At 56.5% G+C, this 26,213-nt stretch carries 23 protein-coding genes; 12 read left to right on the forward strand and 11 right to left on the reverse strand.

Translation table 11 applies throughout. The features are described from left to right. Positions 1 to 19 precede the first annotated feature (19 nt). Positions 20 to 1,705 carry a choline dehydrogenase gene (gene betA / locus ACREYP_RS11265; RefSeq protein WP_336818658.1) on the forward strand — a complete coding sequence of 562 codons (1,686 nt, stop codon included), beginning with the start codon at positions 20 to 22 and terminating at the stop codon, positions 1,703 to 1,705. A gap of 102 nt (positions 1,706 to 1,807) precedes the next feature. Further along, on the forward strand, positions 1,808 to 2,038 hold the full coding sequence (pptA, locus tag ACREYP_RS11270) for a tautomerase PptA (RefSeq protein WP_336818659.1): 231 nt from the start codon (positions 1,808 to 1,810) through the stop codon (positions 2,036 to 2,038). A 27-nt stretch (positions 2,039 to 2,065) separates the two neighbouring features. Here pptA and ACREYP_RS11275 read toward each other — a convergent pair whose 3' ends face one another. The 4 genes from ACREYP_RS11275 to tyrP all read right to left on the reverse strand — a co-directional run bounded on the left by ACREYP_RS11275 (position 2,066) and on the right by tyrP (position 7,310). Further along, on the reverse strand, positions 2,066 to 2,563 hold the full coding sequence (locus tag ACREYP_RS11275; protein WP_336818660.1) for a P-loop nucleotide/nucleoside kinase family protein: 498 nt from the start codon (positions 2,561 to 2,563) through the stop codon (positions 2,066 to 2,068). Between the two features lie 103 nt (positions 2,564 to 2,666). Next, complete coding sequence (locus tag ACREYP_RS11280) at positions 2,667 to 3,764, reverse strand: ABC transporter substrate-binding protein (RefSeq protein ID WP_166992410.1); 1,098 nt, start codon at positions 3,762 to 3,764, stop codon at positions 2,667 to 2,669. A gap of 1 nt (position 3,765) precedes the next feature. Continuing rightward, positions 3,766 to 5,907: a TonB-dependent siderophore receptor gene (locus ACREYP_RS11285; RefSeq protein WP_498881374.1), complete on the reverse strand. Its 2,142-nt coding sequence runs from the start codon at positions 5,905 to 5,907 to the stop codon at positions 3,766 to 3,768. 191 nt (positions 5,908 to 6,098) lie between these two features. Next, positions 6,099 to 7,310, reverse strand: coding sequence for a tyrosine transporter TyrP (gene tyrP, locus ACREYP_RS11290; protein WP_498881375.1), 1,212 nt, complete (start codon positions 7,308 to 7,310; stop codon positions 6,099 to 6,101). A 246-nt stretch (positions 7,311 to 7,556) separates the two neighbouring features. Between tyrP and ACREYP_RS11295 the strand changes: the two genes are divergently transcribed. Next, complete coding sequence (locus tag ACREYP_RS11295; RefSeq protein ID WP_336818663.1) at positions 7,557 to 8,666, forward strand: ABC transporter substrate-binding protein; 1,110 nt, start codon at positions 7,557 to 7,559, stop codon at positions 8,664 to 8,666. A 97-nt stretch (positions 8,667 to 8,763) separates the two neighbouring features. Here the strand turns inward: ACREYP_RS11295 and ACREYP_RS11300 are convergent, their stop codons facing one another. Further along, on the reverse strand, positions 8,764 to 9,216 hold the full coding sequence (locus ACREYP_RS11300) for an SgcJ/EcaC family oxidoreductase (protein ID WP_008458880.1): 453 nt from the start codon (positions 9,214 to 9,216) through the stop codon (positions 8,764 to 8,766). 189 nt (positions 9,217 to 9,405) lie between these two features. Then, complete coding sequence (locus tag ACREYP_RS11305) at positions 9,406 to 10,383, reverse strand: saccharopine dehydrogenase NADP-binding domain-containing protein (RefSeq protein WP_336818664.1); 978 nt, start codon at positions 10,381 to 10,383, stop codon at positions 9,406 to 9,408. A gap of 109 nt (positions 10,384 to 10,492) precedes the next feature. On the opposite strand from ACREYP_RS11305, the gene ACREYP_RS11310 reads away from it, so the two are divergent. Next, positions 10,493 to 11,380, forward strand: a complete 888-nt coding sequence (locus ACREYP_RS11310; protein ID WP_336818665.1) for a LysR family transcriptional regulator — start codon at positions 10,493 to 10,495, stop codon at positions 11,378 to 11,380. Positions 11,381 to 11,432: 52 nt separating this feature from the next. Here the strand turns inward: ACREYP_RS11310 and ACREYP_RS11315 are convergent, their stop codons facing one another. After that, complete coding sequence (locus ACREYP_RS11315) at positions 11,433 to 13,130, reverse strand: NAD-dependent malic enzyme (RefSeq protein ID WP_166863902.1); 1,698 nt, start codon at positions 13,128 to 13,130, stop codon at positions 11,433 to 11,435. A gap of 221 nt (positions 13,131 to 13,351) precedes the next feature. Here ACREYP_RS11315 and cscK point away from each other — a divergent pair, with 221 nt between their 5' ends. From cscK to ACREYP_RS11345, 6 genes are all read left to right on the forward strand, one after another. Then, the gene (gene cscK, locus ACREYP_RS11320) at positions 13,352 to 14,275 is read left to right on the forward strand and encodes a fructokinase (protein ID WP_008458886.1); all 924 of its coding nucleotides are present in this window, start codon (positions 13,352 to 13,354) and stop codon (positions 14,273 to 14,275) included. Positions 14,276 to 14,430: 155 nt separating this feature from the next. Beyond that, entirely contained in the window at positions 14,431 to 15,948 is a 1,518-nt protein-coding gene (locus ACREYP_RS11325; RefSeq protein ID WP_008458889.1) for a carbohydrate porin, read from the forward strand. Positions 15,949 to 16,011: 63 nt separating this feature from the next. Continuing rightward, entirely contained in the window at positions 16,012 to 17,385 is a 1,374-nt protein-coding gene (locus ACREYP_RS11330) for a sucrose-specific PTS transporter subunit IIBC (protein ID WP_336818666.1), read from the forward strand. Then, the gene (locus ACREYP_RS11335; RefSeq protein WP_336818667.1) at positions 17,382 to 18,791 is read left to right on the forward strand and encodes a sucrose-6-phosphate hydrolase; all 1,410 of its coding nucleotides are present in this window, start codon (positions 17,382 to 17,384) and stop codon (positions 18,789 to 18,791) included. The genes ACREYP_RS11330 and ACREYP_RS11335 overlap by 4 nt, the downstream gene beginning before the upstream one ends. Positions 18,792 to 18,821: 30 nt before the next feature. Beyond that, positions 18,822 to 19,829: a LacI family DNA-binding transcriptional regulator gene (locus ACREYP_RS11340; RefSeq protein WP_008458894.1), complete on the forward strand. Its 1,008-nt coding sequence runs from the start codon at positions 18,822 to 18,824 to the stop codon at positions 19,827 to 19,829. Positions 19,830 to 19,866: 37 nt separating this feature from the next. Beyond that, positions 19,867 to 20,475 carry a GNAT family N-acetyltransferase gene (locus tag ACREYP_RS11345; RefSeq protein WP_498881376.1) on the forward strand — a complete coding sequence of 203 codons (609 nt, stop codon included), beginning with the start codon at positions 19,867 to 19,869 and terminating at the stop codon, positions 20,473 to 20,475. 9 nt (positions 20,476 to 20,484) lie between these two features. Here ACREYP_RS11345 and ACREYP_RS11350 read toward each other — a convergent pair whose 3' ends face one another. From ACREYP_RS11350 to ACREYP_RS11360, 3 genes are all read right to left on the reverse strand, one after another. Beyond that, a complete protein-coding gene (locus tag ACREYP_RS11350; protein ID WP_336707139.1) occupies positions 20,485 to 21,876 on the reverse strand; it encodes a heavy metal sensor histidine kinase in 1,392 nt (463 codons plus the stop codon). Continuing rightward, positions 21,873 to 22,550, reverse strand: a complete 678-nt coding sequence (locus ACREYP_RS11355) for a heavy metal response regulator transcription factor (protein WP_008458900.1) — start codon at positions 22,548 to 22,550, stop codon at positions 21,873 to 21,875. The genes ACREYP_RS11350 and ACREYP_RS11355 overlap by 4 nt, the downstream gene beginning before the upstream one ends. A 75-nt stretch (positions 22,551 to 22,625) precedes the next feature. Then, complete coding sequence (locus tag ACREYP_RS11360) at positions 22,626 to 23,405, reverse strand: alpha/beta fold hydrolase (protein WP_336818670.1); 780 nt, start codon at positions 23,403 to 23,405, stop codon at positions 22,626 to 22,628. Between the two features lie 160 nt (positions 23,406 to 23,565). Here ACREYP_RS11360 and ACREYP_RS11365 point away from each other — a divergent pair, with 160 nt between their 5' ends. Further along, entirely contained in the window at positions 23,566 to 23,934 is a 369-nt protein-coding gene (locus ACREYP_RS11365; RefSeq protein ID WP_336818671.1) for a VOC family protein, read from the forward strand. An 8-nt stretch (positions 23,935 to 23,942) separates the two neighbouring features. On the opposite strand, the gene ACREYP_RS11370 is transcribed toward ACREYP_RS11365, so the two are convergent. Beyond that, a complete protein-coding gene (locus ACREYP_RS11370) occupies positions 23,943 to 25,157 on the reverse strand; it encodes an MFS transporter (RefSeq protein WP_336818672.1) in 1,215 nt (404 codons plus the stop codon). Between the two features lie 110 nt (positions 25,158 to 25,267). Between ACREYP_RS11370 and ACREYP_RS11375 the strand changes: the two genes are divergently transcribed. Continuing rightward, on the forward strand, positions 25,268 to 26,176 hold the full coding sequence (locus ACREYP_RS11375; RefSeq protein WP_336818673.1) for a LysR family transcriptional regulator: 909 nt from the start codon (positions 25,268 to 25,270) through the stop codon (positions 26,174 to 26,176). Positions 26,177 to 26,213 lie beyond the last annotated feature (37 nt).

Genomic DNA, 26,213 nt, shown 5'->3' on the forward strand with positions numbered 1-26,213 from the left:
CCCCACCTGAGGAGGATGAATGGAATTTGATTACATCATTATTGGAGCGGGTTCCGCAGGTAATGTTTTAGCTGCACGTTTAACGGAAGATCCCGATACCACCGTCCTGCTGCTTGAGGCAGGCGGCCCGGACTACCGCTTTGATTTCCGCACCCAAATGCCCGCGGCACTGGCGTTCCCGCTGCAGGGCAAGCGCTACAACTGGGCCTATGAAACCGACCCCGAGCCGTATATGAACAACCGCCGTATGGAGTGCGGGCGAGGCAAAGGGCTCGGCGGCTCATCCCTGATCAACGGCATGTGTTACATCCGTGGAAACGCGATGGATCTCGACAACTGGGCATCGATGCCGGGCCTGGAGAACTGGAGCTATCTGGACTGCCTGCCGTACTACCGCAAAGCGGAAACCCGCGATATCGGCCCCAACGATTATCACGGCGGCGAAGGCCCAGTGTCCGTTACGACGCCGAAGCAGGGCAACAACCCGCTGTTTCACGCGATGATCGAAGCGGGCGTTGAGGCGGGCTATCCGCGAACGGACGATCTGAACGGCTATCAGCAGGAAGGCTTTGGCCCGATGGACCGTACCGTAACGCCGAAAGGCCGCCGCGCCAGTACTGCCCGTGGTTATCTAGATGAAGCAAAGCGCCGGGAAAACCTGACCATCGTGACCCATGCAACCACTGACCGCATTATCTTTGATAATTTGCGTGCGGTAGGCGTGGAATACCTGGTGAACGATAGCCCGGTGCATTCCGTGGCCAAAGCGCGCAAAGAAGTTTTGTTGAGCGCCGGCGCGATTGCTTCGCCACAAATTCTGCAGCGCTCTGGGGTGGGCGATGCAGAATTCCTGGCAAGCCTTGAGATCCCTGTTGTTCATGACCTGCCTGGCGTGGGCGAAAACCTGCAGGATCATCTGGAAATGTACCTGCAATACGAATGCAAAGAACCGGTGTCGCTTTACCCGGCGCTGCAATGGTACAACCAGCCAAAAATCGGTGCAGAGTGGCTGTTCAACGGCACCGGCGTAGGCGCGAGCAACCAGTTTGAAGCGGGGGGCTTTATCCGCAGCCGCGAAGAATTTAGCTGGCCTAATATTCAGTATCACTTCCTGCCGGTGGCGATTAACTACAACGGCTCAAACGCGGTGAAAGAGCACGGTTTCCAGTGCCACGTCGGCTCTATGCGTTCTCCAAGCCGGGGCCGCGTGAAGCTGAAATCGCGCGACCCTCACGAGCACCCGAGTATTCTGTTCAACTATATGTCTCACGAACAGGACTGGCAGGAGTTCCGCGACGCGATTCGTATTACTCGTGAGATCATGCAGCAGCCCGCCCTGGATAAATACCGTGGCCGCGAAATCAGCCCCGGCGTTGACTGCCAGACGGACGAACAGCTGGATGAGTTTGTGCGTAACCATGCGGAAACCGCTTTTCACCCGTGCGGCAGCTGTAAAATGGGGCACGATGAAATGTCCGTGGTGGACGAGCAGGGCCGGGTTCACGGCCTGCAGGGGCTGCGCGTGGTGGATGCTTCCATCATGCCGCAGATCATTACCGGCAACCTGAACGCCACCACCATTATGATCGGTGAAAAAATTGCCGATGCGATTCGCGGCAAAGCGCCGCTGCCGCGCAGCACCGCCAGCTATTACAAAGCGGAACAGTCGCCGGTCAGAAAAGCGCCGGCGCGAAAAATCCAGTAACCCTTCAAGGCCAGTGAAACTGGCCTTTCTTTTACCCGCCGCTTGCCCGATCCCCCTGTGAAGCAGTAAAACTAGTGTTCAACAACAAAAAGGAGAATCACCGTGCCGCATATCGAAATCAAATGTTTCCCTCGTGAGCTGACCGAAGAGCAAAAACAGGCCGTGGCCAGCGAAATGTGTGATGTGCTGAAAAAGTACTTCGGCTCGAAGGACGAGTCGCTGTCCGTGGCGCTGAAAATGATCGATCAGGCGAACTGGAAAGCCGAAGTGTGGGATACGCAGATTGCGCCGGAGATGGATTCGCTGCTGAAAAAACCGGGTTACAGCCTTTAGTCAATTTTAAAAGGTGACAATGTCACCTTATGGGTAGCGGATTATCGTCAACCCTTCGCGTTCATCGGGCGCAACGAAGTAGCGGGTAATCAAATCAAACTGCGCGTCCGTAGCGGCAAAATCATGAGTTCCGCTGCTGTTGCGGGCGCGTAATCTCTCCCGGCAAACGTCATCGGGCACGTCCAGATAGTGCAGGCGATTATCTGCCCCGGCTTCATCCGCAATCGACTTCATCCACTGGCGGTTCGCCAGCGTATTCGCCGGGAAATCGAGCACCACCGAAAGCCCGTTCCTCAGCAGGGAAACAAGATGCGGCGTTAGCGCTTTTTTCAGTTTGCCTGAGCAGGCGACATAATCCGCCACGCTTTGCATTTGCTCGCCGTAAAGCGCCGCGAGCCAGCTGTCTTCGCTGACCAGAATAGTATCGGGCGTTTCCATCAGCTTTGCGCTCAGGGTGGATTTACCGGCAGCAATTTTGCCGCAGAGAAGATGAAGCGTGGGCTTAGCGGGGGACGAGTCTGACATTGACACCTCATGGAAAGAAACAGATTTTCACTACTGTCTACCAGAGGAATGAAAGATACAACTAGTAAAATTGGCGGGTCAGAGCGCCTGACCCGCACACAGATTACTTCAGTTTCGTCCAGTAAGTGCCTGTTTCTTTCACCACCAGGAACTGCTGGTTCATCTCATCCAGCGTTTGCTGCGGATCCATATCCGCAAACAGCTGCGGGTGGAAGGTTTTGGCAAAGAACTCAACGTCCAGTAAATGCCACGGCGAGAGGTAGAAGTTATGCCAGACCGCCCAGGCTTTGTCGTTCTGGATAGCGTTCAGGTTAGAAATCACTTTCTGCTGGCTAAGCACCTGCGTAAAGCTTTGCTGCGCCTGAACGGCTGTGACTTCCGACCCCAATTTCAACCGGTCTGTTTGATCCGGCCCGGCGCTGCCGGTGGCGATGTAAATATCCGGGTTCACCGTCAGCAGCGCTTCCGGGGAAATCTTGCCATACACGCCGGGAAAGCGGCTCACGGCAATGTTATCCCCACCGGCAAAGGCCAGCAGATCCGCCAGGTTGCCGCGCCCGACGGTGGTGCAGCAGTCGCTTTTATCCCCTAAATGCAGCTGCAACATTACCGTCGGCTTCACGGGTTTAGCCTCAGCCAGGCGTTGGGCAATTTTCGCCATGTGCTGCTGATAGAAGGCGATAAACTTTTCCGTTTTCGGCTGGTCGTTTAGCGCTTCGCCCAGAATACGCAGGCTGGGAACGGTGTTATTCAGCTGATCGACGCGGAAATCAACGTAAATGACCGGAATATGCGCCTGCGTCAGCTGGGTAAGAAAGCTGTCGTGATTGCTCTCTTTTTTGGCGTAGATCGGCAGAATCACCAGGTCTGGATGCAGGGCGATAACCTTCTCCACGCTTATCTGCGAGAAGTTATTGTTGCCGATAGTCGGGATGTCTTTGATAGCCGGGAACGCTTCGGTGTAGCGGTTCCAGGTCTGCGGATCCAGACGCTGCAGATCCGCAGGCCAGCCGACGACGCGCTTCGCCGGGTTACCGTCCTCCACCAAAGCGAGGGTGTAAATCATCCGGCTTTCGCCGACGACCAGGCGCTGCGGGTTATCCGGCACCTCAACTTTACGCTGCAGAATATCGGTTATCGTTTTGGCCTGACTGCCGGCGCTAAGCGCCAGCAGGGCCGCGAGCAACAGCGACTTTTTCATCTCAGAAGTCCACGCTGGCGGAGAGATAAGCGGTGCGCGGTTCACCTTCGATAACGCGCAGGTTACCGGCGCTGGATTCATAGTACTCGCGGTTGAACAGGTTTTTGACGTTCAGCTTCAGCTCGGTATTTTTGCCCAGCAGCTTGCTGTCCCAGGCCACAAACGCATCAGCCACGGTGTAAGCCGGCATGGTGAAGCTGTTTTCCGGGTCACCCGCGCGGCTGCCGACGTAACGCCCGCCGCCGCCCAGGCGTAATTCACCCGGCAGCCAGGAGAAACGCAGGGTGTGGCTGAGGTAAAGTCCGCCCATGGTCGTCGGGGCATTTACCAGGCGGTTGCCGACGTTCACCGGATTGACGTTATCTTCCACGATCTCAGTTTTGTCATAGCTGTAGTTCGCCGTCAGGTTCCAGTCCTGTGCAATTTCGCCGTTAAGCTCCAGTTCCGCGCCTGTAGAACGCGCTTTCGGGATGTTGCGGGTCACGCCGTTGATAAAGACCGACATGTCTTTTTCATCAATGCGGTAGAGCGCCAGGCTGCTGGTCAGGCGAGGTGCCATCTGCCATTTCGCGCCCACTTCCCATGTCGTCCCTTTTTCGGTGGACGCTACGTTGCCGTTGTCGTCCGTTTGCGTGGAAGGGGTGAACGACTTGCTGTAGCTGCCGTACAGCGACACGTCAGGCACGATTTTGTACACCAGGCCCAGCTGCGGCAGGAAGGCATTGCCCCGGTCCTCCAGCGTGGTTTGCGGGTTTACCCAACCGGCGCTGGAGGTCTGGGTATAGCGCTGCAGGCGGCCACCCAATACGGCAATCCACTGGTCAGTCAGATGAATGCTGTCTTTCGCAAACAGGGAGCGGCTGTAGAGATTAGTGCGCAGGTTGCTGTTGGAATCGCTGTAGGTGCTGCCGTTGGTGACCGGCGAGACGCCGTACACCGGGTTATACATATTGAAGGTTTTCGTCACCTTCCCACGGTACGAATACTTCTTGTAGGTTTCGTTTTGCTCGTAATCCGCGCCCAGCGTGATGTCGTGGGTCATGCCCAGTAGTTCAGGGCTGCCGCTGATGTCCCAGGACGCGTAATCCGTCTGGTGGTTAAAGCCACGGTTAGCATCCGCGCGACGGGAAACCAGGCCGCTGTTAGGATCGACCGCCGTGGCACGCACTTCGTTACTGTCGTAGCGGCGCTGCATCCAGGCGTAGTTCAGGTTCGTTTCCCAGGTGTCATCCAGCTTGTACGAGTAGTTGGTCGTCAGGCGTTTGTTTTTGCCCCAGGCATGGTTGGCGTAATCGTCAATGCGGCGGTCGTAAGGAATGTTGAGCGGTTTGCCGTTGATAAACGCCGTGCCGCGGTCATACGGAATATCAAACTTATATTCTACGTAGCTGATATTGAAAGAGGCTTTGTCACCGTACCAGCTGAGCGACGGGGCAATCAGCGTGTGTTCGTCGGTGCCGAAATTCCGCCAGTAATCCTCATGCTGGCGTTCGGCGACCAGGCGGAAGGCGAAGCCGTTGCCGAGCGGGCCGGTGACGTCAACCATGCCGGACCCGCCGCCGTTGCTGCTGCTGGTGCCGCTGACGTGGGTGTTCCAGCTGTACTGCGGTTCCTTGCTGACGAGGTTAATCACGCCGCCAGGGTTCAGGATGCCATAGAGCAGGGAGGCCGAGCCTTTCAGCACCTCAACATGGTCGATGCTGGAATCCATCGCCAGGCCCTGGTTGCTGCGCACCCCGTCAATAAACACGGAGCCGTCGCTGTTCGAGCCGAACCCGCGTTTGACAAAACCGTCCTCGATGCCGCCGAGAGTATTACTCTGGGTGACGCCGCTGACGAACTTCATCGCGTCATTGACCGAGGTCACAGCGTAGTCGTCAATCACCTGCGGCGTGACCACGCTAACGGACTGCGGGATTTCGCTGCGCGGCGTTTTGCTGCGGGAGGCGATGGAGGAGTCATCCTGGGTATAGCTGGTTGGTGAGCCGTCCGGGTTAGCGGTAGCGACCACGGTTAAGGTGTCTTCCTTCGGTTTGTCGGCGGCGAAAGCCGGAGCCCCAACAATGAAGGTTGAAATGATTAATAATTTTGAATTAACAAGTGCCTGGCGAACGAAAGTAGAACCAAAAGGAATGCGATTCATGATGTTGTTTATCTGAACTGAAGCGATTTTATAATGGGAATTGAGATGATAATAACAATAATTAGCATTTACAATATTAACTCTGCTTACATAATTACTGGTTTTATGTCCAAAATCCTGATGATTTAGCGGGGAATTAGCAGAAAAAATGAAGAACGCGGGACGAATGCCCCGCGTGAATATCGAGAGCGTTAACCGACTTCCGGCAGCAGGCCGACGGTAATCAGGAACTGAATAACAATCACCGCGATCCCGCAGGCAAAGACCAGCCCCAGAAGCGGCTTACCGCCCGCCACGCGCCACGTCGCCTCCGCATGCTGTTTGCGGCTTTGCCACACCAGCATCGACGGCACCAGCAGGGCAAGCACCGCCAGCGCAACGCCCGCATAGCCCAGCGCCATCACAAACCCCTGCGGGTAGAACAGGGCAAACACCAGCGGCGGCAGGAACGTCATCAGGCCGGTTTGCAGGCGGCCAGAGGCTTTCCGGCTGCGGGCAAAAAGATCGCCGAGGTAGTCGAACAGGCCCAGGGAAACGCCGAGGAACGAGGTGGCCAGCGCGAAGTCGGCGAACAGATGAATCGCCAGCTCAACGTGAGGGGTGGCCACCACCTGACGAACAACCTGCAGGAAGCCGTTCAGCCCGGAATGCTCCGCCATCAGCCCGGTAAAGGTTGGCGAGTCAATGGCGCCGAGGGTGGCGAGCTGCCAGAAGATATAGGCCACCAGTGGAATGGCGCTGCCGACGATAAACACCCAGCGCAGCTTGCGAATATTGCCGTTCATGTAGCTGACAATGCTCGGCACGCTGCCGTGGAAGCCAAACGAGGTAAAGATGACCGGGATGGCGGAAAGCGCGAGGCCTTTCTCAATCGGCAGCGTGAGCAGGTTGGTGTGGTGGATATGCGGCATCATCAGGGCGAGCATTACCACCAGCAGAATGATTTTGGCGCTGAACAGCACGCGGTTAAACATATCGACCATGTGAGTGCCGATGCAGACAATCCCGCCCGCCACAACGGTAAACAACAGCACGCCAGAAGTGGCGGAGATAGAAGTGGACAGCCACTGGCTAAGGCTTGCCGCCAGCAGTTCCCCGGCGCCGCTAATGTAAGCCGCCGTCAGGGCATACATCAGGAACAGCATACTGAACCCCGTTAACCACTGCCCGGGGCGGCCAAGGTAGCGCCGGGCGAGGGTGCCCAGACCGGTGTCCGCCGGAACGTGCTGATAAACCTCTACCAGCATGAGTGCGGTGTAGCACATTAATCCCCAAAGGCCGACGAGCATCAGCAGCGTGACGCTAAACCCTACGCCAGCAGACGCCAGCGGCATCGCCAGCATGCCTGCGCCAATGGTGGTTCCCGCCACGATAAAAACACTGCCAAGAGTCCTGTTCTTCACGCTTTCCTCTGCATTTACGAAGAGCTGTATACATTTATGCCGCGCAGGGTAAGGGAAAAGCGTAGATGCGTCAAATGAGGGTTACGGGAGGTGTATTTATATGTTTACGATTTTAATTAAGTTTTTGTGACATTGTCACGTAATAAAATTAAACCAATCAGTGCTTGCCATACCGTGGGAAATTAAGGCTTTATTAATATAAATAGTAATAATAACTAATCTCTTTCTCATGGAGAGCATCAATCAATGAAAGCAAATTTGGTCCTGACAGGGTTACTGCTCGCTTCGGCGGGGTGCGGCGCCACCACTTACCCGATCACGGTTACCGACATGGATAACCAGCGTATTACTATCGAAAAAGAACCGCAGCATGTGATCCTGCAGGATGGGCGAGACATTTTGTCGCTTGCGCTGCTCGACCGTGAAGATCCGTTCAAACGCGTTGTAGCCTGGAATAACCTGCCGAAAAAACAGGACACCCAAACCTGGGATGTGCTGAAGGGCAAATGGCCTGAAGCCACCAAAATTATTGATATGGGCTTTAGCGATCAGGGCGAAGTCAACCTTGAGAGCGTGCTCGCGCAGCAGCCGGACATCATGATTGCGCAACTGCGGGCCAAGCCTGCGCTGGAGCAAACTGGTGTTATTAAGTCCCTTAAAAAACTCAATATCCCGGTGGTGTTCGTTGACTATGAGCTGCACCCGGTAGAGAACACCGCCAACAGCGTGAAGCTGCTGGGCACCGTGCTTAATCAGGAGAAACGCGCCAAAGAGTACACTGACTATTACCAGCAGCACCTGGCCCGCATTCAGCAGGTGGCGGCCGATGTTAAAAACAAACCTACGGTGTTTATTGAGCCGATCGCCGGTAACACCGAGAACTGCTGCTTCACCCACGGGCACAACGGCTGGGGCGCGCTGGTGGAAGCGGTAGGCGGGAAGAATATTGGTTCTAAGCTGCTGCCTGGCAGCGCCGGGTTTGTCTCTATGGAGCAGATCATCGCCATGAAGCCTGACGTCTATATTATGTCCGGCTCTAAACGCCCGAATCCGAGCGTATTGCCGTTTGGCTACGGCGGTACGCCGCAGGAAGTGAACGCCACCTTCAGTAAACTGCTGGCCCGTAACACGTTCCAGAACATCGAGCCGGTGAAAGAAGGCAAGGTCTACGGCGTGTATCACCACTTCTATAATCACCCGTACAACATTATCGGGATGGAAATCTTAGCCAAAGACCTGTACCCGCAGAAACTGCAGGATCTTGACCCAACGGCGGACTACCACCAGATAATCACGCAGTTCACGCAGATCCCTGACGATCCTATTCTGCTGAGTTACGCCTACAAAAAGCCATAATCGCTTTTTAAGAAACGAAACGCGCACGATTAAAGTAGCCCTGTTGGTATTCAGACAAGCCAATAAAGGCGGTGACAAACGTCACCGCCTTTATTAATTAAACTTCAGGCATCGCGGAAGAGTGGTGTGAAGAGATTTTCCAGTCGCTGCCATCCCAGGCGTAGGTGAAAGTGTATCGTGCAGAAACCGTCGTTTTATCCTCAAAGGTAAAGGTATAGGTCCCTACATCAATCGCTTTATTGCAGCCAATTCTAACCGTTCTGCTGTCAATTTTACCCACCGGCTTTTTCGCCAGAAAATGTTCAAAATAATCCACACGTTCGGCGTCCGTCAGACGTACCTGGTTTGACACAGTAGGCAATAACACCGCATCGGTAAGATACGTATCAGCGACTTTTTTAGCATCTCCAGTCTTTAGCGAGTCATTCCAGCGGTCGAACAAGCCTTCAATCGCGGCTTTGTCCACTTTCACACAATCCTTAGCGGGCGCGGCCCATGTGGAACCAGAAACCAGCAGTAATGAACCGATAAAAGCTGACACTTTCCTCATAATATTTCCCTTTTTTGAGTGTGGTTAAACTGCCGGGAAAGTATCAATAATTCCAATTCGCAACAATGATCATTGTATATAGTTACATATATTTACTTATATTGATGCCTACGGCCTGAATCGTTTTATAGGTGAGTCTTTCTTCATTAACGTGATGAATATAATGCAGGACCCTGCATTGATATTTTCTTATTCGCGGGAAATGGCGATCCCGGTGTCTTTCATTTGCTGCAGCGCCGCAGCCATATCCAGCAGCATTTCAGCGGCAACCAGGCCTCCTTTTTCACTGTCTAGCATCGCCTTAATCACCGTCAGTACGCCAAAAGCGGTCATATGCGCCTGCCCGTGTGGGTCAGAGGCAATCACGCGCTTTCTGACGTGCTCGCCAGCATAATCCGTGCCGGCAATATCAACGTACAGGTCAATAGACGGCTTGCCATGCTGATGCATACCCATTGACGTACCCGCCGCGATATCCAGCCTGACCGAATTCGCGCTGGTTATAGCGGCCACCGCGGTGGTATCGAGTATGCTGAACGGCACGCCCTGAACCACTTCACCATTCTGGAGAGCGATATCCCGGGGAGTGGATGAATGCGTCCAGCTTCCTGACTCCCGAATCAGAGCCGAAGCAAGTTCATTGCCTAATTCGCTGCTGGAAAGTTCTCCCAACGGATCCGCCGGGTCATGAAGCGCGGAAAGCTGCACATGATCAACAACGCTAAAATCAGCGGCAAGCAGGCTAACCAACGGTAAAAACAGGCCCGCTTCGTAATAGCCCAGCGGCACGACGGGCTGAGTCAGCTGATAGCGCTGAGTTAAATTCAGCAGCGGCAAAATGGCGTCACCCGTTGCCTGGGTAATATTTATGAAGGCGATGTTATTTTTGATAGCAAACTCCGCCAGCAGGTTCTTAGGGTCCGGCGCGGCGGCAATAATAAGCTGCGCGTTAGCGGCATGCTCAGGCACTTCCGCTCCGGTGAGGTCGATAAACGCCGGGTGCGCGAACCCCAGTTGCTCGATTAACTTCGCGCCTTTTGCCGGACTGCGACCAGCAATCACCAGTTCAACCGCAGGAAAATGCTCACGAATCTGGCGGGCAATAGCTGACCCAATCATGCCGTAGCCACCGGCGATGAAGACTTTTTCTAATTTAATGTTTTTCATCTTAAAACCTCGTTATCAGGGATATCTATTGCGATAGCGAGACTTTATCCCCCGTCTGGTGTGTAATAAAGATCATGAATTTTCTTGGGGAAGTGAGGAATATTCACTAATGAGCATCAAGCTGGTGGATTTCAGCTATTTCGTGATCGTGGCGAAGTACCGCAGTTTTCGTCAGGCGGCGGAAGAGGTTGGGCTAACGCCCTCGGCCGTAAGCCATTCCATTCGCCAACTGGAGGAGCGGCTTAAAGTCAGGCTGTTCAACCGGACGACGCGCAGCGTGTCGCTCACCGAGGCGGGAAGAAAACTGTATGAGAAGGTTGCCCCGGCTTTTGATGACATCAGCCTCACGCTCGACGAACTCAACCTTTATCGCGATACGCCGATGGGCATTATTCGGCTCAATGTTGTGCGCCAGGGTGGCAGGCTTCAGCTTGCGCCGCTGATTGCCGACTTTACCCGGCAGTACCCTGATATTCAGGTTGAAGTGCAGATGGATGACCGGCTGGTCGATATCGTGAAGGCGCAGCTTGATGCAGGCGTGAGGCTGAACCGGGTCATAGAGAAGGATATGAAAGCTATTCCTGTCGGTCCGCCGGTACGCTACGCGGTTGTCGCCACGCCGGCATATTTTGCTCAGCATGGGATCCCGGCAGAGCCACAGCGGTTAACTGAACACAAATGCATTCAATTCCGTTACCCCAGCGGGAAAGCTTTTGGCTGGTATTTTGAACAAGCTGAAAGCCGTGAGGAGGTCGTTGTGAGTGGGCCCGTGGTTGTGGACGACCTGGATATTGCTCTCGACATGGCGCTTAACGGCGTGGGCCTGGCCTATGTGCTGCGGGAGATGGCCGAACCACACCTTCAGAGCGGGAAACTGATTTCCGTCCTGGATGACTGGCTGCCGGAGCTGCCGGGTTTTCACCTCTATTTCCCGAATCGCAAGCATCCGTCCGCCGCTTTCCGCGCTTTTCTGGACTTTCTTAAGGCGCGAAACTGAAAATAAAAAACCCGCCGAAAGGCGGGTTTGAACATGTACCACAATAGCTTCGTTAGATGGAAGTCCGGCGATAGTCGCGGTATTCCGGCAGCCAGAAGTTGTCGTCGATGGCCTGCTTCAGGGCTTCAGCGGAGGTCACTACCGCTACGCCTTGCTGCTGGGCAATCTTCGCCACGGCAAAGGCGATAGCGCGGGACACTTTCTGAATGTCCTTCAGCTCTGGCAGCACCATGCCTTCTCCATTGTTCAGCAGCGGAGAATGCTGAGCCAGCGACTCGCTCGCCGCCATCAGCATTTCGTCGGTAATGCGCGACGCGCCGGAGGCAATCACCCCGAGGCCAATGCCAGGGAAAATATAGGCGTTGTTGCACTGGGCGATAGGGTACGTTTTATCTTTCCAGGTCACCGGATCAAACGGACTGCCGGTGGCCACCAGCGCGGCGCCATCGGTCCAGGTGATGATGTCCTGCGGCGTGGCTTCCACGCGGGAAGTCGGGTTAGACAGCGGCATCACAATTGGGCGAGCGCAGTGCTTGTGCATTTCGCGAATGATCTCTTCGGTGAACAGGCCGGTCTGGCCGGAAACGCCGATAAGAATGTTTGGCTTCGCGTTACGCACCACGTCCAGCAGGGAAATCGCTTCGTTTTCCAGATCCCACTCCGCCAGGCTTTCGCGGCTCTGCACCAGTTTGGTCTGGAAGGAGAGCAGGTTAGGCATGTTGTCGGTGAGCAGGCCAAAACGGTCAACCATGAACACGTTGCCACGGGCGGCTTCTTCGCTCAGCCCTTCGCGCTGCATCTGGGCAATGATCTGCTCGGCGATGCCGCAGCCCGCGGAGCCTGCGCCCAGGAAGACGATTTTCTGCTGGTTGAGCTGGCTGCCTGCCGCGCGGCTGGCGGCGATCAGCGTCCCGACGGTCACAGCGGCGGTGCCCTGAATGTCATCGTTAAACGAGCAGATCTCGTCGCGGTAACGGGTCAGCAGCGGCATGGCGTTTTTCTGCGCGAAGTCTTCGAACTGCAGCAGCACGTCCGGCCAGCGGTGGCGCACGGCCTGGATAAACTCGTCCACAAACTCGTAGTAGTCGTCGCCGGTAATGCGCGGATGACGAGAACCCATATACAGCGGGTCGTTCAGCAGCTGCTGGTTGTTGGTGCCGACGTCCAGCACTACCGGCAGGGTGTAAGCCGGGCTGATGCCGCCACAGGCGGTGTACAGCGACAGCTTCCCGATAGGAATGCCCATCCCGCCGATGCCCTGGTCGCCCAGGCCGAGAATACGTTCGCCGTCGGTCACCACGATCACTTTGATATTGTGGTTCGGCACGTTCTGCAGAATATCGTCCATGTGGTGACGATTTTCGTAGTTGATGAACACCCCGCGAGAGCGGCGGTAGATTTCTGAGAAGCGCTCACAGGCGGCCCCCACGGTGGGGGTGTAAATCACCGGCATCATCTCTTCCAGATGATTTTCAACCAGGCGGTAGAACAGCGTTTCGTTGGTGTCCTGGATGTTGCGCAGGTAGATGTGCTTGTCGATTTCGGTTTTGAAGCCCTGGTACTGAATCCAGGCGCGTTCCGCCTGCTCTTCGATGGTTTCAACCACTTCCGGCAGCAGGCCGAGCAGGTTGAAATTGCGGCGCTCTTCGATGCTGAAAGCGCTGCCTTTATTTAACAGGGGGAATTCAAGTAAAACGGGTCCGGCGTAAGGGATGTAAAGCGAGCGATGTTTTTTTGGTTTGATGTCCATGTGCATACTCTTTTTTCGACGTAACGTCTTGCCAGTAAGGCTCATTCGGTAAGTTTTCGCGCAATATTATGGCACAGCGATTTTGCATCCGACACCGCCAGGCCAAGAACTTTGGTTACACAAGTCCTCAAATCGGCAGGAATTTTGTTTCAGCGCGTTCCGTGAGTGTGTTTAAATAGCTAAACCAGTTTAGCAAAATTTAGCTTACGAATGGAGACACCATGAGCGTACAAGTTTGGGTTCTGGGCGATGCCGTCGTCGATCTGCTTCCGGACGGCAATGGCCGGTTACTGCAATGCCCCGGCGGGGCACCGGCCAATGTTGCCGTCGGGATTGCGCGCCTCGGCGGCAGCAGCGGATTTATTGGCCGCGTGGGGGACGATCCCTTTGGTCGCTTTATGCGACGCACGCTGCAGGAAGAAAGAGTAAACACCGAATTTATGCGGCTGGATGCCAACCAGAGAACCTCCACGGTGGTGGTAGATCTGGATGAACACGGCGAACGCACGTTCACCTTTATGGTTCGCCCCAGTGCGGATTTATTCCTTGAATACGATGATATTCCGTCCTTCAGCCACGGTCAGTGGCTGCATGTCTGCTCGATAGCCTTAAGCGCGGAACCCAGCCGGAGCACGACGTTCTCCGCCATGGAGCAGATAAAAAAAGCCGGGGGCCAGGTCAGCTTTGACCCTAATATCCGTCCCGATCTTTGGCATGACGTCGCAGAGCTGCAGGCTTGCCTGACGAGGGCGCTGCTGCTGGCCGATGTGGTGAAACTCTCCGTCGAAGAGCTGATTTTTATCAGCGGGAAAACCCATCTCCATGAGGGCATTAAAAAGCTGGTCAGCCGCTTTGCTCTGCGACTTCTGCTGGTCACTCAGGGCAAGGAAGGCGTGCTGGTGTATTACCACGGTCAGATCTACCACTTTGATGCCCGGCCCGTGGTCTGTGTGGATACCACCGGGGCAGGCGATGCTTTTGTTGCCGGGCTGCTCAGCGGCCTGGCGACCCGGGGCTTACCCGACAGCGAAGAAGCCCTGGCCGGGATTATCGCTCAGGCGCAGCTTTGCGGGGCGCTGGCGACAACGGCGAAAGGCGCGATGACCGCGCTGCCTCACCGGGAAGAGGTCGAGCAATCGCTGTAATACGGTAAAAATATATTCTGATTGTCGTGCCTGTCACATTTACTAAATCGGTTTAGCAAAATTCGTTGCCTTCGGTATTTCGCCCTGGTTACCCTTTTTCAACTAAACCGGTTTAGCTAAACAAATGACATTAGCCTCTCAGGGATACGACGAACATGTATAAGAAAAAGAAACTGGCAGTGATGATAGCCTTGCTGATTGGCACGGCGTCCGCGCAGGCCGCCACGGATTTAAACAGCATAGAATCACGCCTTGCCGCGATGGAGCAGCGCTTACAGGATGCAGAAAGCAGGGCGAAGGCCGCAGAACAACGCGCCAGCGCCGCCGAAAGCAAAGCGCAACTGCTCGCCACTCAACAACAGCAAACTCAGGCAACCACTCAGGCGGTGGCCGACCGTACCGCCCGACTGGAATCAAAAGCAGATAAGCAAACTGGTTTTGAATTCCACGGCTACGCGCGTTCCGGCCTGTTAATGAATGATTCTGCATCCAGCAGTAAAAGCGGCCCTTACTTAACGCCCGCCGGGGAAACCGGGGGGGCAGTAGGGCGACTGGGTAACGAGGCCGATACCTACGTTGAGCTGAATCTGGAGCACCGCCAGACGCTGGACAATGGCACCACTACCCGCTTTAAAGCTATGCTCGCGGACGGGCAAAAGACCTACAACGACTGGTCGGCGGACAGCAGCGACCTGAATATTCGCCAGGCCTTCGCCGAACTGGGGAATCTCCCCGGCTTTGAGGGCCCGCTGAAAGGCAGTACCTGGTGGGCAGGCAAGCGCTTCGATCGTGACAATTTCGACATTCACTGGCTGGACTCCGACGTGGTGTTTCTCGCCGGCACCGGCGGCGGCGTGTATGACGTGAAATGGAACGACGGGCTGCGCAGCAACTTTGCGGTCTATGGCCGCAATTTTGGCAACCTCGAAGACACCGGCAACACCGTCCAGAACTATATGCTGACCATGAATCACTTTGCCGGGCCGTTCCAGCTGATGGTCACCGGGCTTCGGGCAAAGGATAACGACGACCGAAAAGATGCCAATGGCGATTTGATTCAAAAAGAAGCCGCCAATACCGGCGTGCATACTCTGGTAGGGCTGCATAACGACAGCTTCTACGGCCTGCGCGAAGGCAGCGCTAAAACCGCGCTGCTCTACGGCCACGGTCTTGGCGCTGAAGTAAAAGGGATCGGGTCGGACGGTGCGCTGCTGTCGGAGGCGAATACCTGGCGCTTTGCCAGCTTTGGCGTGACGCCGATTGGCGGCGGCTGGCATATTGCTCCGGCGCTGCTGGCGCAAAGCAGTAAAGATCGCTACGTGAAGGGAGACAGCTATGAATGGGCCACGGTCAACGCGCGGCTTATCAAAGAAGTCACCCAGAACTTTGCTCTGGCGTTCGAGGGCAGCTATCAGTACATGGATCTGCGGCCAGAAGGTTACAAAGACCGTAATGCGGTCAACGGCAGCTTCTACAAGCTGACCTTTGCCCCAACGCTGAAGGCCGGCAGCATCGGCGACTTCTTTAGCCGCCCGGAACTGCGCCTGTTTGCTACCTGGATGGACTGGAGCAGCAAACTGGACAAATACGCGAGCAATGACGCCTTCGGCAGCAGCGGCTTTAACGCCGGTGGGGAATGGAACTTTGGCGTTCAGATGGAAACCTGGTTTTAACGAACTGGCCTCCCGCTGCGGCGGGAGTGCCACGACATAACAAGAAAGCGTTTAGAGGTGACTATGGATTTCAATCACATTGCCAGAGAGCTGATTCCTCTGCTGGGCGGCAAAGACAATATCGCCAGCGCGGCCCACTGCGCAACGAGGCTGCGGTTGGTTCTGGTGGATGATGCGCTGGCAGACCAACAGGCGATTGGCAAAGTCGACGGAGTGAAAGGGTGTTTTCGCAACGCAGGGCAGATGCAAATCATCTTTGGCACCGGCGTAGTGAATAAAGTGTATGCTGCCTTTATTCAGGCCGCAGGCATTGCAGAGTCAAGCAAGTCCGAAGCCGCAGATCTTGCGGCGAAAAAGCTGAATCCGTTCCAGCGCATTGCCCGTCTGCTGTCGAACATCTTTGTGCCAATCATTCCTGCCATTGTGGCCTCAGGTTTGCTGATGGGGCTGCTCGGGATGGTGAAAACCTACGGCTGGGTCAGCCCGGATAACGCACTCTATATCATGCTGGATATGTGCAGCTCGGCGGCGTTTATTATTCTGCCTATCCTGATTGGTTTCACCGCCGCCCGTGAGTTCGGCGGCAACCCCTACCTGGGCGCGACGTTGGGCGGAATTTTAACCCATCCGGCGTTAACCAACGCCTGGGGCGTGGCGGCCGGGTTCCACACCATGAACTTCTTTGGGCTGGAAGTGGCGATGATTGGCTACCAGGGGACGGTTTTCCCGGTGCTGCTGGCGGTGTGGTTTATGAGTCTGGTGGAGAAACAGCTGCGCCGGGTGATCCCGGATGCGCTGGATCTTATCCTGACGCCGTTCCTGACGGTCATCATTTCCGGCTTTATCGCGCTGCTGATTATCGGCCCGGCGGGGCGCGCGCTGGGAGACGGCATCTCATTCGTGCTCAGCACGCTTATTGCCCACGCGGGCTGGCTCGCCGGGCTGCTTTTTGGCGGGCTGTATTCCGTCATTGTGATCACGGGTATTCACCACAGCTTCCACGCTATTGAGGCCGGGCTGCTTGGCAATCCGGCCATCGGCGTTAATTTCCTGCTGCCTATCTGGGCAATGGCAAACGTCGCGCAGGGCGGAGCCTGCCTGGCGGTATGGTTTAAAACCCGGGATGCGAAAATCAAAGCCATTACGCTGCCTTCGGCGTTTTCTGCCATGCTGGGCATTACCGAAGCGGCGATTTTCGGGATCAACCTCAGGTTTGTTAAACCCTTTATTGCGGCGCTAGTGGGCGGCGCAGCGGGTGGGGCCTGGGTGGTTTCCGTGCATGTGTACATGACGGCGGTCGGCTTAACCGCGCTGCCGGGCATGGCTATTGTGCAGGCCAGTTCGCTGATGAACTACATCATCGGGATGGTTATCGCTTTTGGCGTGGCGTTCATCCTCTCCCTGTTACTGAAATACAAAGCGGAGTCTGAAGCATGACGCTTGCTTCCCGTTTACCGGCCATTTTGCAGGCCGTGATGACAGGCCAGCCCAAGGCCCTGCAGGATAAACACTATCCGCAGTGGCATCACGCCCCGGTGACCGGGTTGATGAACGATCCGAACGGATTTACCTGGTTTGCCGGGCGCTGGCACCTGTTTTATCAGTGGAACCCGCTGGCGGCGGACCATAAATACAAGTGCTGGGGCCACTGGAGTTCGGCTGATTTAGTGCAGTGGCGACACGAGCCGCTGGCGCTGATGCCGGATGAAGAATACGACCGCAGCGGCTGCTACTCCGGCAGCGCCGTTGACCTCGAAGGCAGACTGACGCTGTGCTACACCGGCAACGTTAAGTCTGACGACGGCAGCCGCACGGCCTGGCAATGCCTTGCGGTGGAAAACAGCGTCGGTGGCTTTGACAAAATGGGGCCAGTTTTACCGCTGCCTGCGGGCTACACCGGGCATGTGCGGGACCCGAAGGTCTGGCAGCACGAGGGCGTCTGGTACATGGTGCTGGGCGCGCAGGATCTTCACAAGCGGGGCAAGGTATTGCTGTTTTCTTCGCCAAATATGCGCGACTGGGAAAACAGAGGCGAAATTGCCGGGAACGGCGTCCACGGGCTGGCTGACGCAGGCTATATGTGGGAATGCCCCGATCTTTTCCCTCTTGACGGTAAACATGTGCTGCTCTGCTGCCCGCAGGGGCAGGCCCGTCAAAATGAACGCTTTCTGAACGTTTACCCTGCGGCGTATCTGGTTGGCGACTTTGATTACGCCACGGCGACATTCAGCCACGGCGACTTGAACGAACTGGATGCAGGCTTTGAATTCTATGCCCCGCAAACGGCGCTGGCACCGGACGGGCGGCGTTTGCTCGTCGGCTGGATGGGCGTGCCGGACGGCGAGGAGATGCTGCAGCCAACCCGTGAACAGGGCTGGATCCACCAGATGACCTGCCTGCGGGAGCTTACGCTTAGCAACGGCAAGCTTTATCAAAACCCGATAGCGGAACTGGCTCTGCTGCGTGAAGAAGAACAGCGCTGGCAAGGGCCAGCCAGCCTGGCTCCGGCGCTGGATGCAACGCGCCTGGAACTCCAGATAGAGGCCACGGGTCGCTTCAGTCTCCGCTTTGGCGGCGGCCTGACGCTGGACGTTACCGGGCAGGGCATTACGCTTCAGCGTCCGAGCCTGGCGACGGGCGAGCCGCTTCACCGTTACTGGCATGGCGCGGTTGCCTCGCTGCAGATCCTCTGCGACAGCTCAAGCGTTGAGATCTTCATCAATCAGGGGGAAGGCGTGATGAGCAGCCGCTATTTCCCGCATCCTTCGGAGCGGCTCTCTTTCAACGGCGAGTCGGCGGTCACGTTGCGCTACTGGCCGCTGCGTTCCTGCATGATACAATGAGGGTTTTCGACTCATTGCCACGGTTGCTCTGTGAAAAAAACCAAACGCGTCACGATTAAAGATATTGCCGAACTGGCGGGCGTCTCAAAGGCGACCGCCAGCCTGGTCCTCAATGGCCGGGGCAAAGAGCTGAGGGTAGCCCAGTCCACCCGCGAACGCATCATGACGATTGCGCAACAGCAGCACTACCAGCCGAGCATTCACGCTCGCTCGCTGCGGGATGACCGCAGCCATACCATTGGGCTTGTTGTCCCGGAAATCACCAACTACGGGTTCGCCGTTTTCTCCCACGAACTGGAAATGCTCTGCCGTGAAGCGGGCGTTCAGCTACTTATCTCCTGCACCGACGAAAATCCGGGCCAGGAAAACATGGTGGTCAGCAACATGATTGCGCGCCAGGTTGACGGCCTGATTGTCGCCTCCAGCATGCTGACAGCTGTGGATTACCACAAACTGAGTGAGCAACTGCCGGTGGTGCTGTTTGACCGGCACATGAACGACACCGCGCTGCCGCTGGTTGCCACCGACTCCGTGCAGCCTACCGCCGAACTGATCGCCCCGATTGCCCGCCAGCATGCGGATGAATTCTACTTTTTGGGCGGCCAGCCGAGGCTTTCCCCCACGCGGGATCGGCTGGAAGGGTTTACCCAGGGCCTGGCTCAGGCGGGCGTCACGCTGCGCCCGGAGTGGATCATTCACGGCAACTATCATCCGAGCTCGGGCTATGAGTCCTTTGCTGCACTGTGCGCGCAGCTTGGACGTCCGCCCAAAGCGCTGTTTACCGCCGCCTGCGGCCTGCTTGAGGGCGTGCTGCGCTACATGAGCCAGCACAACCTGCTGGAGAGCGACATTCACCTGGCCAGCTTTGACGACCACTACCTGTATGACTCGCTGTCGGTGCGCATCGACACCATTCAGCAGGATAACCGCCAGCTAGCTTTTCATTGCTATGACCTGATCAGCAAGCTGATTGACGGGCAGTCGCCCACGCCGATGCAGCGCTATCTTCCGGCCAAAATATTACGTCGGCATTCATAAAAACAGCCTGCCACCATCGCTATAGGGAAATAACGTTATGCAAACTTTTTGCTACCCGGCCGGAACGCTTCTTGCTGATAAAGAGCAGGCTGAACACGCCTCGCCGTTCAAGGTAATGATTGAAACTCCGCGCCTGATACTTTCGCCACCCTCACCGGAAGATGCCCCGGCACTGCTCGGCATTTTTTCCGATCCACAGGTGATGAAATACTGGAACACCGCGCCCTGGTGCTCCCTTGACGATGCTCTGCGTTTTATCGACCGCAGAACGGCAGAGATGCAGGACCGTTCTGCGCTGACGCTGTGCATCCGGGATAAACAGTCGGGCCAGCTGGCGGGAAAATGTATGCTTTTCAGCTTTGACTTTCATTCCCGCCGCGCCGAGATTGGGTTTGGTCTGGGGCGCGAGCACTGGGGGAAGGGACTGGTTAACGAAGCCGCCGAGGCGCTGATTAGCTATGCCTTTAAGGTGCTTCATCTGCGTCGCATCGAAGCTGAAATTGATCCTGGCAACCAGGCTTCTGCAGCCGCCCTGCAAAAGCTGGGCTTTGCTCAGGAAGGGCTGCTGCGGCAGCGTTGGGAAATCAACGGCGTGATTTCTGACTCAGCGCTTTTTGGACTGTTGGCCGCAGACAAAAAAGCCTGAGGCGTTTGGCTAGTTTCGGTCAGGGAACCATAAACCAAAGCGGGTCACCCCGGCCTGGCTTTCCACCCAACAGCGCCCCTTATGCAACTGCATGATGGAATGCACGATGGATAAGCCAAGTCCGCTGGAGTGCGCCGAGTCGTTGCGGGAAGGGTCGGCCCGGTAGAACCGGTCGAAAAGCCTTTCCTGGTGCGCCGGAGAAATGGTCTCCCCACGGTTCATCACCACGATGGACATACCTTCCGCTTCAGGCCTGGCAGCAATCTCAATCTCACTGCCGGGCTCGGCATAGCGCACCGCGTTAGACAGCAGGTTCGCCAGCGCCCGGCGCAGCAACAGGGCATCCGCATTGACCGTGCCGCTGGCGTGCGTTTGAATCGTCACCTCACGCTCGGCGGCCAGATCCTCAAAATACTCACCGAGGCGGTGAGTCTCTTCAACAATGTCAATATCACGCCGCTGGATCTCCTGGTCAGGCTGTTCCGCCTGGGCCAGAAACAGCATGTTGTCTATCATCCGCGACATACGCTGCAGCTCTTCAAAGTTTGAGCCCAACAGTCGCTGGTAATAGGCGTTGTCCCTCGCCGCGCCGAGGCCAACTTCTGTCTGGCCGAGCAGGGTGGTTATCGGCGTGCGCAGGTCATGGGCCATATCGGCACTGACCTGTTTTAACTGCTGGAACCCGCGTTCCAGCCGCTCGAGCATCGCGTTGATTTGGTCAATCAGCGCATCAAGCTCCATCGGCACATCCTGCTTATCCAGCCTCGACGAGAGCGTTTGGGTGCCAATAGTCGCCGTGCGATCGGCCAGACGACGCAAAGGCGAAATGCCACGTCGGGCAAAGATCACCGCCAGCACGACCGAGATGGCCGCCATCATCGAGGCAAAGAGAATAATCTTGTTGCGATACTCTTCGAGAATATGGGTTCTGTCGCTCAGCACCCGCGCCGACACAATCTCCAGCGGCGGTAAATTATTGGCCGAGGGGCTAATTGCCGCCATGTAAACCATCGGCGTGCCGTCCGCATTATTGGCGTGATGTACGGCCTCAAGCGTCAGCCGCTGATTGGCGGCAACCGGCGTCACGGTGGGAAGCGCGCGCTGCATGGGGTTAACTTCCAGCAATGTGGCACCGCCCACATAGCGGATCACCAGCAGGGATTCCGTATTGCCCAGCATATTGGCAAACAAATGGGGCTTTTCGCGGATCAACTGCCGCGCATCCAGATCCCGCAGCAGCGTACTGATCTGGTCCACGCGGGAAACCAGCGCCGCGTCATCACGGATAGAAAGCTGCTGGCGCAGGGCGTAATAGAGCGCGCTGCCCATGACGGTAAACGCTACAAAGGAAAAGGCGGCCAGCAACACGGCAAGGCGGAAGGTTAGCGAAGTACGCTTCATGACTCTGGCTCGCAGCGGTAGCCCACGCCATGCACGGTATGGATTAACCGCACCGGGAAGGGGTCGTCCACTTTTTGCCGCAGCCTGCGCACCGCGACGTCCACCACGTTAGTGTCGCTGTCGAAATTCATGTCCCACACGCGGGAAGCCAGAAACGTTCGCGACAGAACTTGCCCCGGATGCTGGAGAAAGCACACCAGCAGCTTGAACTCTTTATTGGTCAGCGTGATGCGCTTGCCTTCGCGCTCGCAGCGAAACTTGGCGACATCCACCAGCAGATCGGCCATCGTCAGCACTTCTTCGGCTTCGGCCTGCGGCTGGCCACGGCGTAAAATAATGCGGATCCTTGCCAACAATTCGGCAAAGGAGAAAGGCTTGACGAGGTATTCATCGGCCCCCAGGCCAAGCCCGCGTAAACGGTCCTCCAGCGTGCCGCGCGCGCTCAGAAACAGCACCGGCGTCTGGCTATGAGCGCGTAAACGCTCCATTACCGTCCAGCCGTTCATTTCCGGCAGCATGACGTCCAGCAGAATCAGGTCATAATTTTCTTCCCGGGCCAGATGCAGGCCGTCAATGCCGTTAGCCGCCCAGTCTGCGGTATAGCCCGCTTCGTTCAGTCCGCTCACCAGGTAGGCGGCGGTTTTCGCTTCGTCTTCAATAATGAGGATTTTCAAGCAGCGGATCCCGTCGAAAAGAGAGAAAAGGGCGTGGAGACCGCCCCAGTCTCGTCATTATAAGAGGCGTGAACCTCAGTAGCCAGGCACGTGCGCCGCTTTCATGATCAGATTAGCCACCGCTTCAGGCTGGGAAATCAGCGAAACGTGGCTGGATTTTAGCTCGATGGTTTGCGCGTGCATGCGCTTCGCCATAAACCGCTCCAGATCCGGGTTGATCGTGCGATCTTCGGTCGATACCGCGTACCAGGTCGGCTTGTCATGCCAGGCGGCAACCGTGGTTTTCGCCATGGTGATGGCTTTGCCCATTGGCTGCTGCACCGCGTAATAGGCTTTGGCCTCGCTTTCCGGCAGGTCGCCGGCGAAATCGTGGATAAATGCCGACTCGCTCAGCGCGCCGTAGCCGTCGTCGTTCCATTTAAGGCCAGCGGAAGCCGGTGCCGCCGGGTATTTTTTGGTGAGCGCCGGGTAATCTTCACCCGCTTCCGGGGCGCGGGCGGCGATATACACCAGGCCTTTGACTTCTGGCTCATCGCCCGCCTGGCTAATCACCATCCCGCCGTAGGAGTGTGCCACCAGAATCACCGGGCCGTTTTGCTGCGCCAGCGCGCGTTTTACCGCGGCAACATCGTTATCTAAAGAGGTCGTCGGGTTCTGTACCGCCGTGACGTGCAGACCTTTGGCCTGCAGCAGGGGAATAACTTTGCCCCAGCTCGATCCATCGGCAAACAGGCCGTGCACCAGCACGATATTTTTCACTTCCTGTGTAGCAGGTGCGGTGTCGGCATAGGCCGCCGTGGTACCAAGAGACGCCAGCACAAGGGTGGCGAGAGTAGAGAGATGGCGTAATTTCATGATCTATCCTCAGGATTCAACAAGGGGGTCAGGACCAATGTAGTTCCCGGGCGCCAACAAAGTGCTGACGTACAAATGACAAAAAAATGACAAACGGGGCATTCTTGCGGTTCATGATGAAGGGCTCTACACTGAATTTTTCAGCCTGAAGAGATTGTAAATGACTAATAATATTACGCCTTTTGCCTTTGTGCTGGCGGTAAACAACCTTGATGACACTGCAGGTTATTTCCGCGATACGTTAGGCTTTACCCTTGAATGGCCTGGCACGAACGGCTGGCAATTAGCGGTGCGAGGGACAGTGAAGGTGATGCTGGGCCATTGCCCGCAGGCGCTGGCCCCAGCTTCCCTTGGGGATCACAGTTATTTCGGCTATCTGCATGTTAATGACGTGGATGCACTCTACGCCGAGTTTACCCGGCGTGGTGCCATCATTTTACAACCACCGGCCAGCCGTCCACACGGGATGCGCGAATTTCTCGTCGCGACGCCAGAAGGCCATAAAATCATGATTGGCCAGGTGTTGTAAAAAGGCCATCAGCCACCACGGGATTTGCTTTCACGGGTCACTATCACCGCCAGCAGACCGGCCAGCGCAAAAGCGGCGGCCACGTAGGGAATAGGGCGAGGCCCGGTCAGGTTTATCAGCACGCCGCCGACCAGTGAGCCGAAGCCAATTGCCGCGTTAAACACCGACACGTTGACCGAGGTTGCCGCATCCGGGCCGCCTTCAAGCGTGGATGCCTCTTTGAACACCAGGGTTTGCAGCAACACCGGCAGAGCCCCATAAGCTGCGCCCCACAGGGCGATAGCGATAAAAATTGTGGTATGGCTGACGGTCGCCGCATTAAGAAAAGCGAGGCTGGCGGTAAACAGCGCGGCCACCACGCCCAGACTGGTTCGCGGCGCCCGGGCGGCAAAAGGCCCCACCGCAAAGTTGGTGACAACGCCTGCCGCACCGTAAACCAGCAACAACATACTGATTTGCGAGCTGCTCTGGCGGGCCATTTGCTCAAGGAATGGCGTAATGTAGGTATAGGCCAGGAAGTTGCCGGTCACCACCAGCGCGGTGATGCCAAGAATAGCCAGCAATGCTCTGTTTTTAAACACCGCGGAAATAGCGCCGCGTCTGGCGGATTTAGCGATTCGTACCGCGGGAACGGACCAGGCGATAAGCGTGAAAACCACCAGGCACAAGAGGCACAGAGCGGCAAATACCGCCCGCCAGCCGTAAAAATCGCCCAGCATCGTGCCCGCCGGGACCCCGAGCACCGTTGCCAGCGAAACGCCCCCAAAAACAATGGACGTTGCCCGCACGGCGTTGCGTGCTGCCACCAGATGCACGGCGGTCACCACCGCCGTCGACCAAAATACGCCGATAGCCGCGGCCACCAGAATACGCCCCACAAAGACAACAAAATAATCAGACGCCAGCCAGGTAATCAGGTTGCCGGCAAAGCAGGCCGCCAGCAGCCCAGCCATCAGCGTTTTGCGGTTAATATGCCCCAGTAACCCGGTTAGCGGCGCGGCGGTGAGGGCCACCATGAAGGCAAAGATTGTGACCAGATAACCTGCCACGCCGAGGGAAACGTTTAGCCCGGCAGCCATGCCCGGCAGCACTCCCACCGGCATCAGTTCGGTACTGACAAAAGTGAAACAGCCCAGGCTCAGCGCCAGCACCGCCGCGATGCTGCGGGCCCGGGAAACGTGTGCGCCCTGCGGCGCAGCGATATTTGTACTGCTTGAATGCATAAAACCATCCTGAAAATGTGAACAGGTCGAGATGACGAGCAAATTGTGGCGTCGTACAGGTCAGAATGCGATAGCATGAAAGGCATATCACCTATGACTGAGAATCAATAATGAGAGCATTTAGTTCGCAACTGTTGGAAGGCGTGGACGTGATGGCGGCGGTAGTGGATACGCTAAGCTTTGGCGCTGCCGCCGAAATGCTCGATATGTCGCAGTCGGGTGTCAGCCGGGCGATTGCACGCCTGGAAAAGCGGCTCGGTATTCGCGTGTTTGACCGCACCACGCGTTCAGTGCGGCTGACCGATGAGGGGCGGGAGTTCTACGAGCAGGTTATGCCGCTGATTGGCGCCCTGGCCGAAGTCACCGGCGGCGCGGCAGGGGACGGGCAGAGCATTCGTGGCAGACTGAGGGTGAATGTTGATCCGCTGTTTGCCAGCCAGGTTTTAGGGCCACGCCTCGGCGCGTTTATGGATAAACACCCTGAGCTTGAAATCGAGCTGCGCAGCCGGGACGAACTGGGGGACCTTATTTCTGACGGCTTCGATCTGGCGCTGCGCTTTGGTCACCCTCAGTCCTCATCGCTGATAGCCAGAAAGCTGTTCGACACGCGAGTATTTGCCATGGCCTCGCCTGAATACGTGCAGCGTTTTGGGCGGCCTGAAACACCGCAGGAACTGGAGCAGGAGCCGCACCGCTGCGTATTGTTCCGCGAGCCGCTGACGGGGAAGCCTTTCAGCTGGGAATTTCATCAGGGGAAAAAGAAACTGATGATCCAGCCGCGCGGCCTGTTAACGGTGAATGATGCGGAAACCGCATTCAGTACCTGTCTTGCGGGGCTGGGCGTTGTGCAAATATTCGAGCTGGGCAGTGAGGAATACATCGCTTCTGGGCGGCTGGTGCCGCTGTTTCCCGAATGGTCAGATCATCGATTCCCGCTCTATGCGTATTACCCCTCCCGGCATCATGTGCCGGCGAAAACCCGGGCATTTCTGGACTTTGTTAGCGGGCTGGTGGGTTGACGTTCTCAGGCAAAACCGAGCAAGGCTGTCCGCTCCG

This window comes from Enterobacter sp. TMH.L2 (assembly GCF_050847315.1).
Classification (GTDB): Bacteria; Pseudomonadota; Gammaproteobacteria; order Enterobacterales; family Enterobacteriaceae; genus Cedecea.

Coding starts and splice junctions, on each gene's coding strand:
- betA (WP_336818658.1), top strand. CDS start 20: ATGGAATTTGATTACATCATTATTGGAGCGGGTTCCGCAGGTAATGTT.
- ACREYP_RS11275 (WP_336818660.1), bottom strand. CDS start 2,563: ATGTCAGACTCGTCCCCCGCTAAGCCCACGCTTCATCTTCTCTGCGGC.
- ACREYP_RS11280 (WP_166992410.1), bottom strand. CDS start 3,764: ATGAAAAAGTCGCTGTTGCTCGCGGCCCTGCTGGCGCTTAGCGCCGGC.
- ACREYP_RS11285 (WP_498881374.1), bottom strand. CDS start 5,907: ATGAATCGCATTCCTTTTGGTTCTACTTTCGTTCGCCAGGCACTTGTT.
- ACREYP_RS11295 (WP_336818663.1), top strand. CDS start 7,557: ATGAAAGCAAATTTGGTCCTGACAGGGTTACTGCTCGCTTCGGCGGGG.
- ACREYP_RS11300 (WP_008458880.1), bottom strand. CDS start 9,216: ATGAGGAAAGTGTCAGCTTTTATCGGTTCATTACTGCTGGTTTCTGGT.
- ACREYP_RS11305 (WP_336818664.1), bottom strand. CDS start 10,383: ATGAAAAACATTAAATTAGAAAAAGTCTTCATCGCCGGTGGCTACGGC.
- ACREYP_RS11310 (WP_336818665.1), top strand. CDS start 10,493: ATGAGCATCAAGCTGGTGGATTTCAGCTATTTCGTGATCGTGGCGAAG.
- ACREYP_RS11315 (WP_166863902.1), bottom strand. CDS start 13,130: ATGGACATCAAACCAAAAAAACATCGCTCGCTTTACATCCCTTACGCC.
- cscK (WP_008458886.1), top strand. CDS start 13,352: ATGAGCGTACAAGTTTGGGTTCTGGGCGATGCCGTCGTCGATCTGCTT.
- ACREYP_RS11325 (WP_008458889.1), top strand. CDS start 14,431: ATGTATAAGAAAAAGAAACTGGCAGTGATGATAGCCTTGCTGATTGGC.
- ACREYP_RS11330 (WP_336818666.1), top strand. CDS start 16,012: ATGGATTTCAATCACATTGCCAGAGAGCTGATTCCTCTGCTGGGCGGC.
- ACREYP_RS11335 (WP_336818667.1), top strand. CDS start 17,382: ATGACGCTTGCTTCCCGTTTACCGGCCATTTTGCAGGCCGTGATGACA.
- ACREYP_RS11345 (WP_498881376.1), top strand. CDS start 19,867: ATGCAAACTTTTTGCTACCCGGCCGGAACGCTTCTTGCTGATAAAGAG.
- ACREYP_RS11350 (WP_336707139.1), bottom strand. CDS start 21,876: ATGAAGCGTACTTCGCTAACCTTCCGCCTTGCCGTGTTGCTGGCCGCC.
- ACREYP_RS11360 (WP_336818670.1), bottom strand. CDS start 23,405: ATGAAATTACGCCATCTCTCTACTCTCGCCACCCTTGTGCTGGCGTCT.
- ACREYP_RS11365 (WP_336818671.1), top strand. CDS start 23,566: ATGACTAATAATATTACGCCTTTTGCCTTTGTGCTGGCGGTAAACAAC.
- ACREYP_RS11370 (WP_336818672.1), bottom strand. CDS start 25,157: ATGCATTCAAGCAGTACAAATATCGCTGCGCCGCAGGGCGCACACGTT.
- ACREYP_RS11375 (WP_336818673.1), top strand. CDS start 25,268: ATGAGAGCATTTAGTTCGCAACTGTTGGAAGGCGTGGACGTGATGGCG.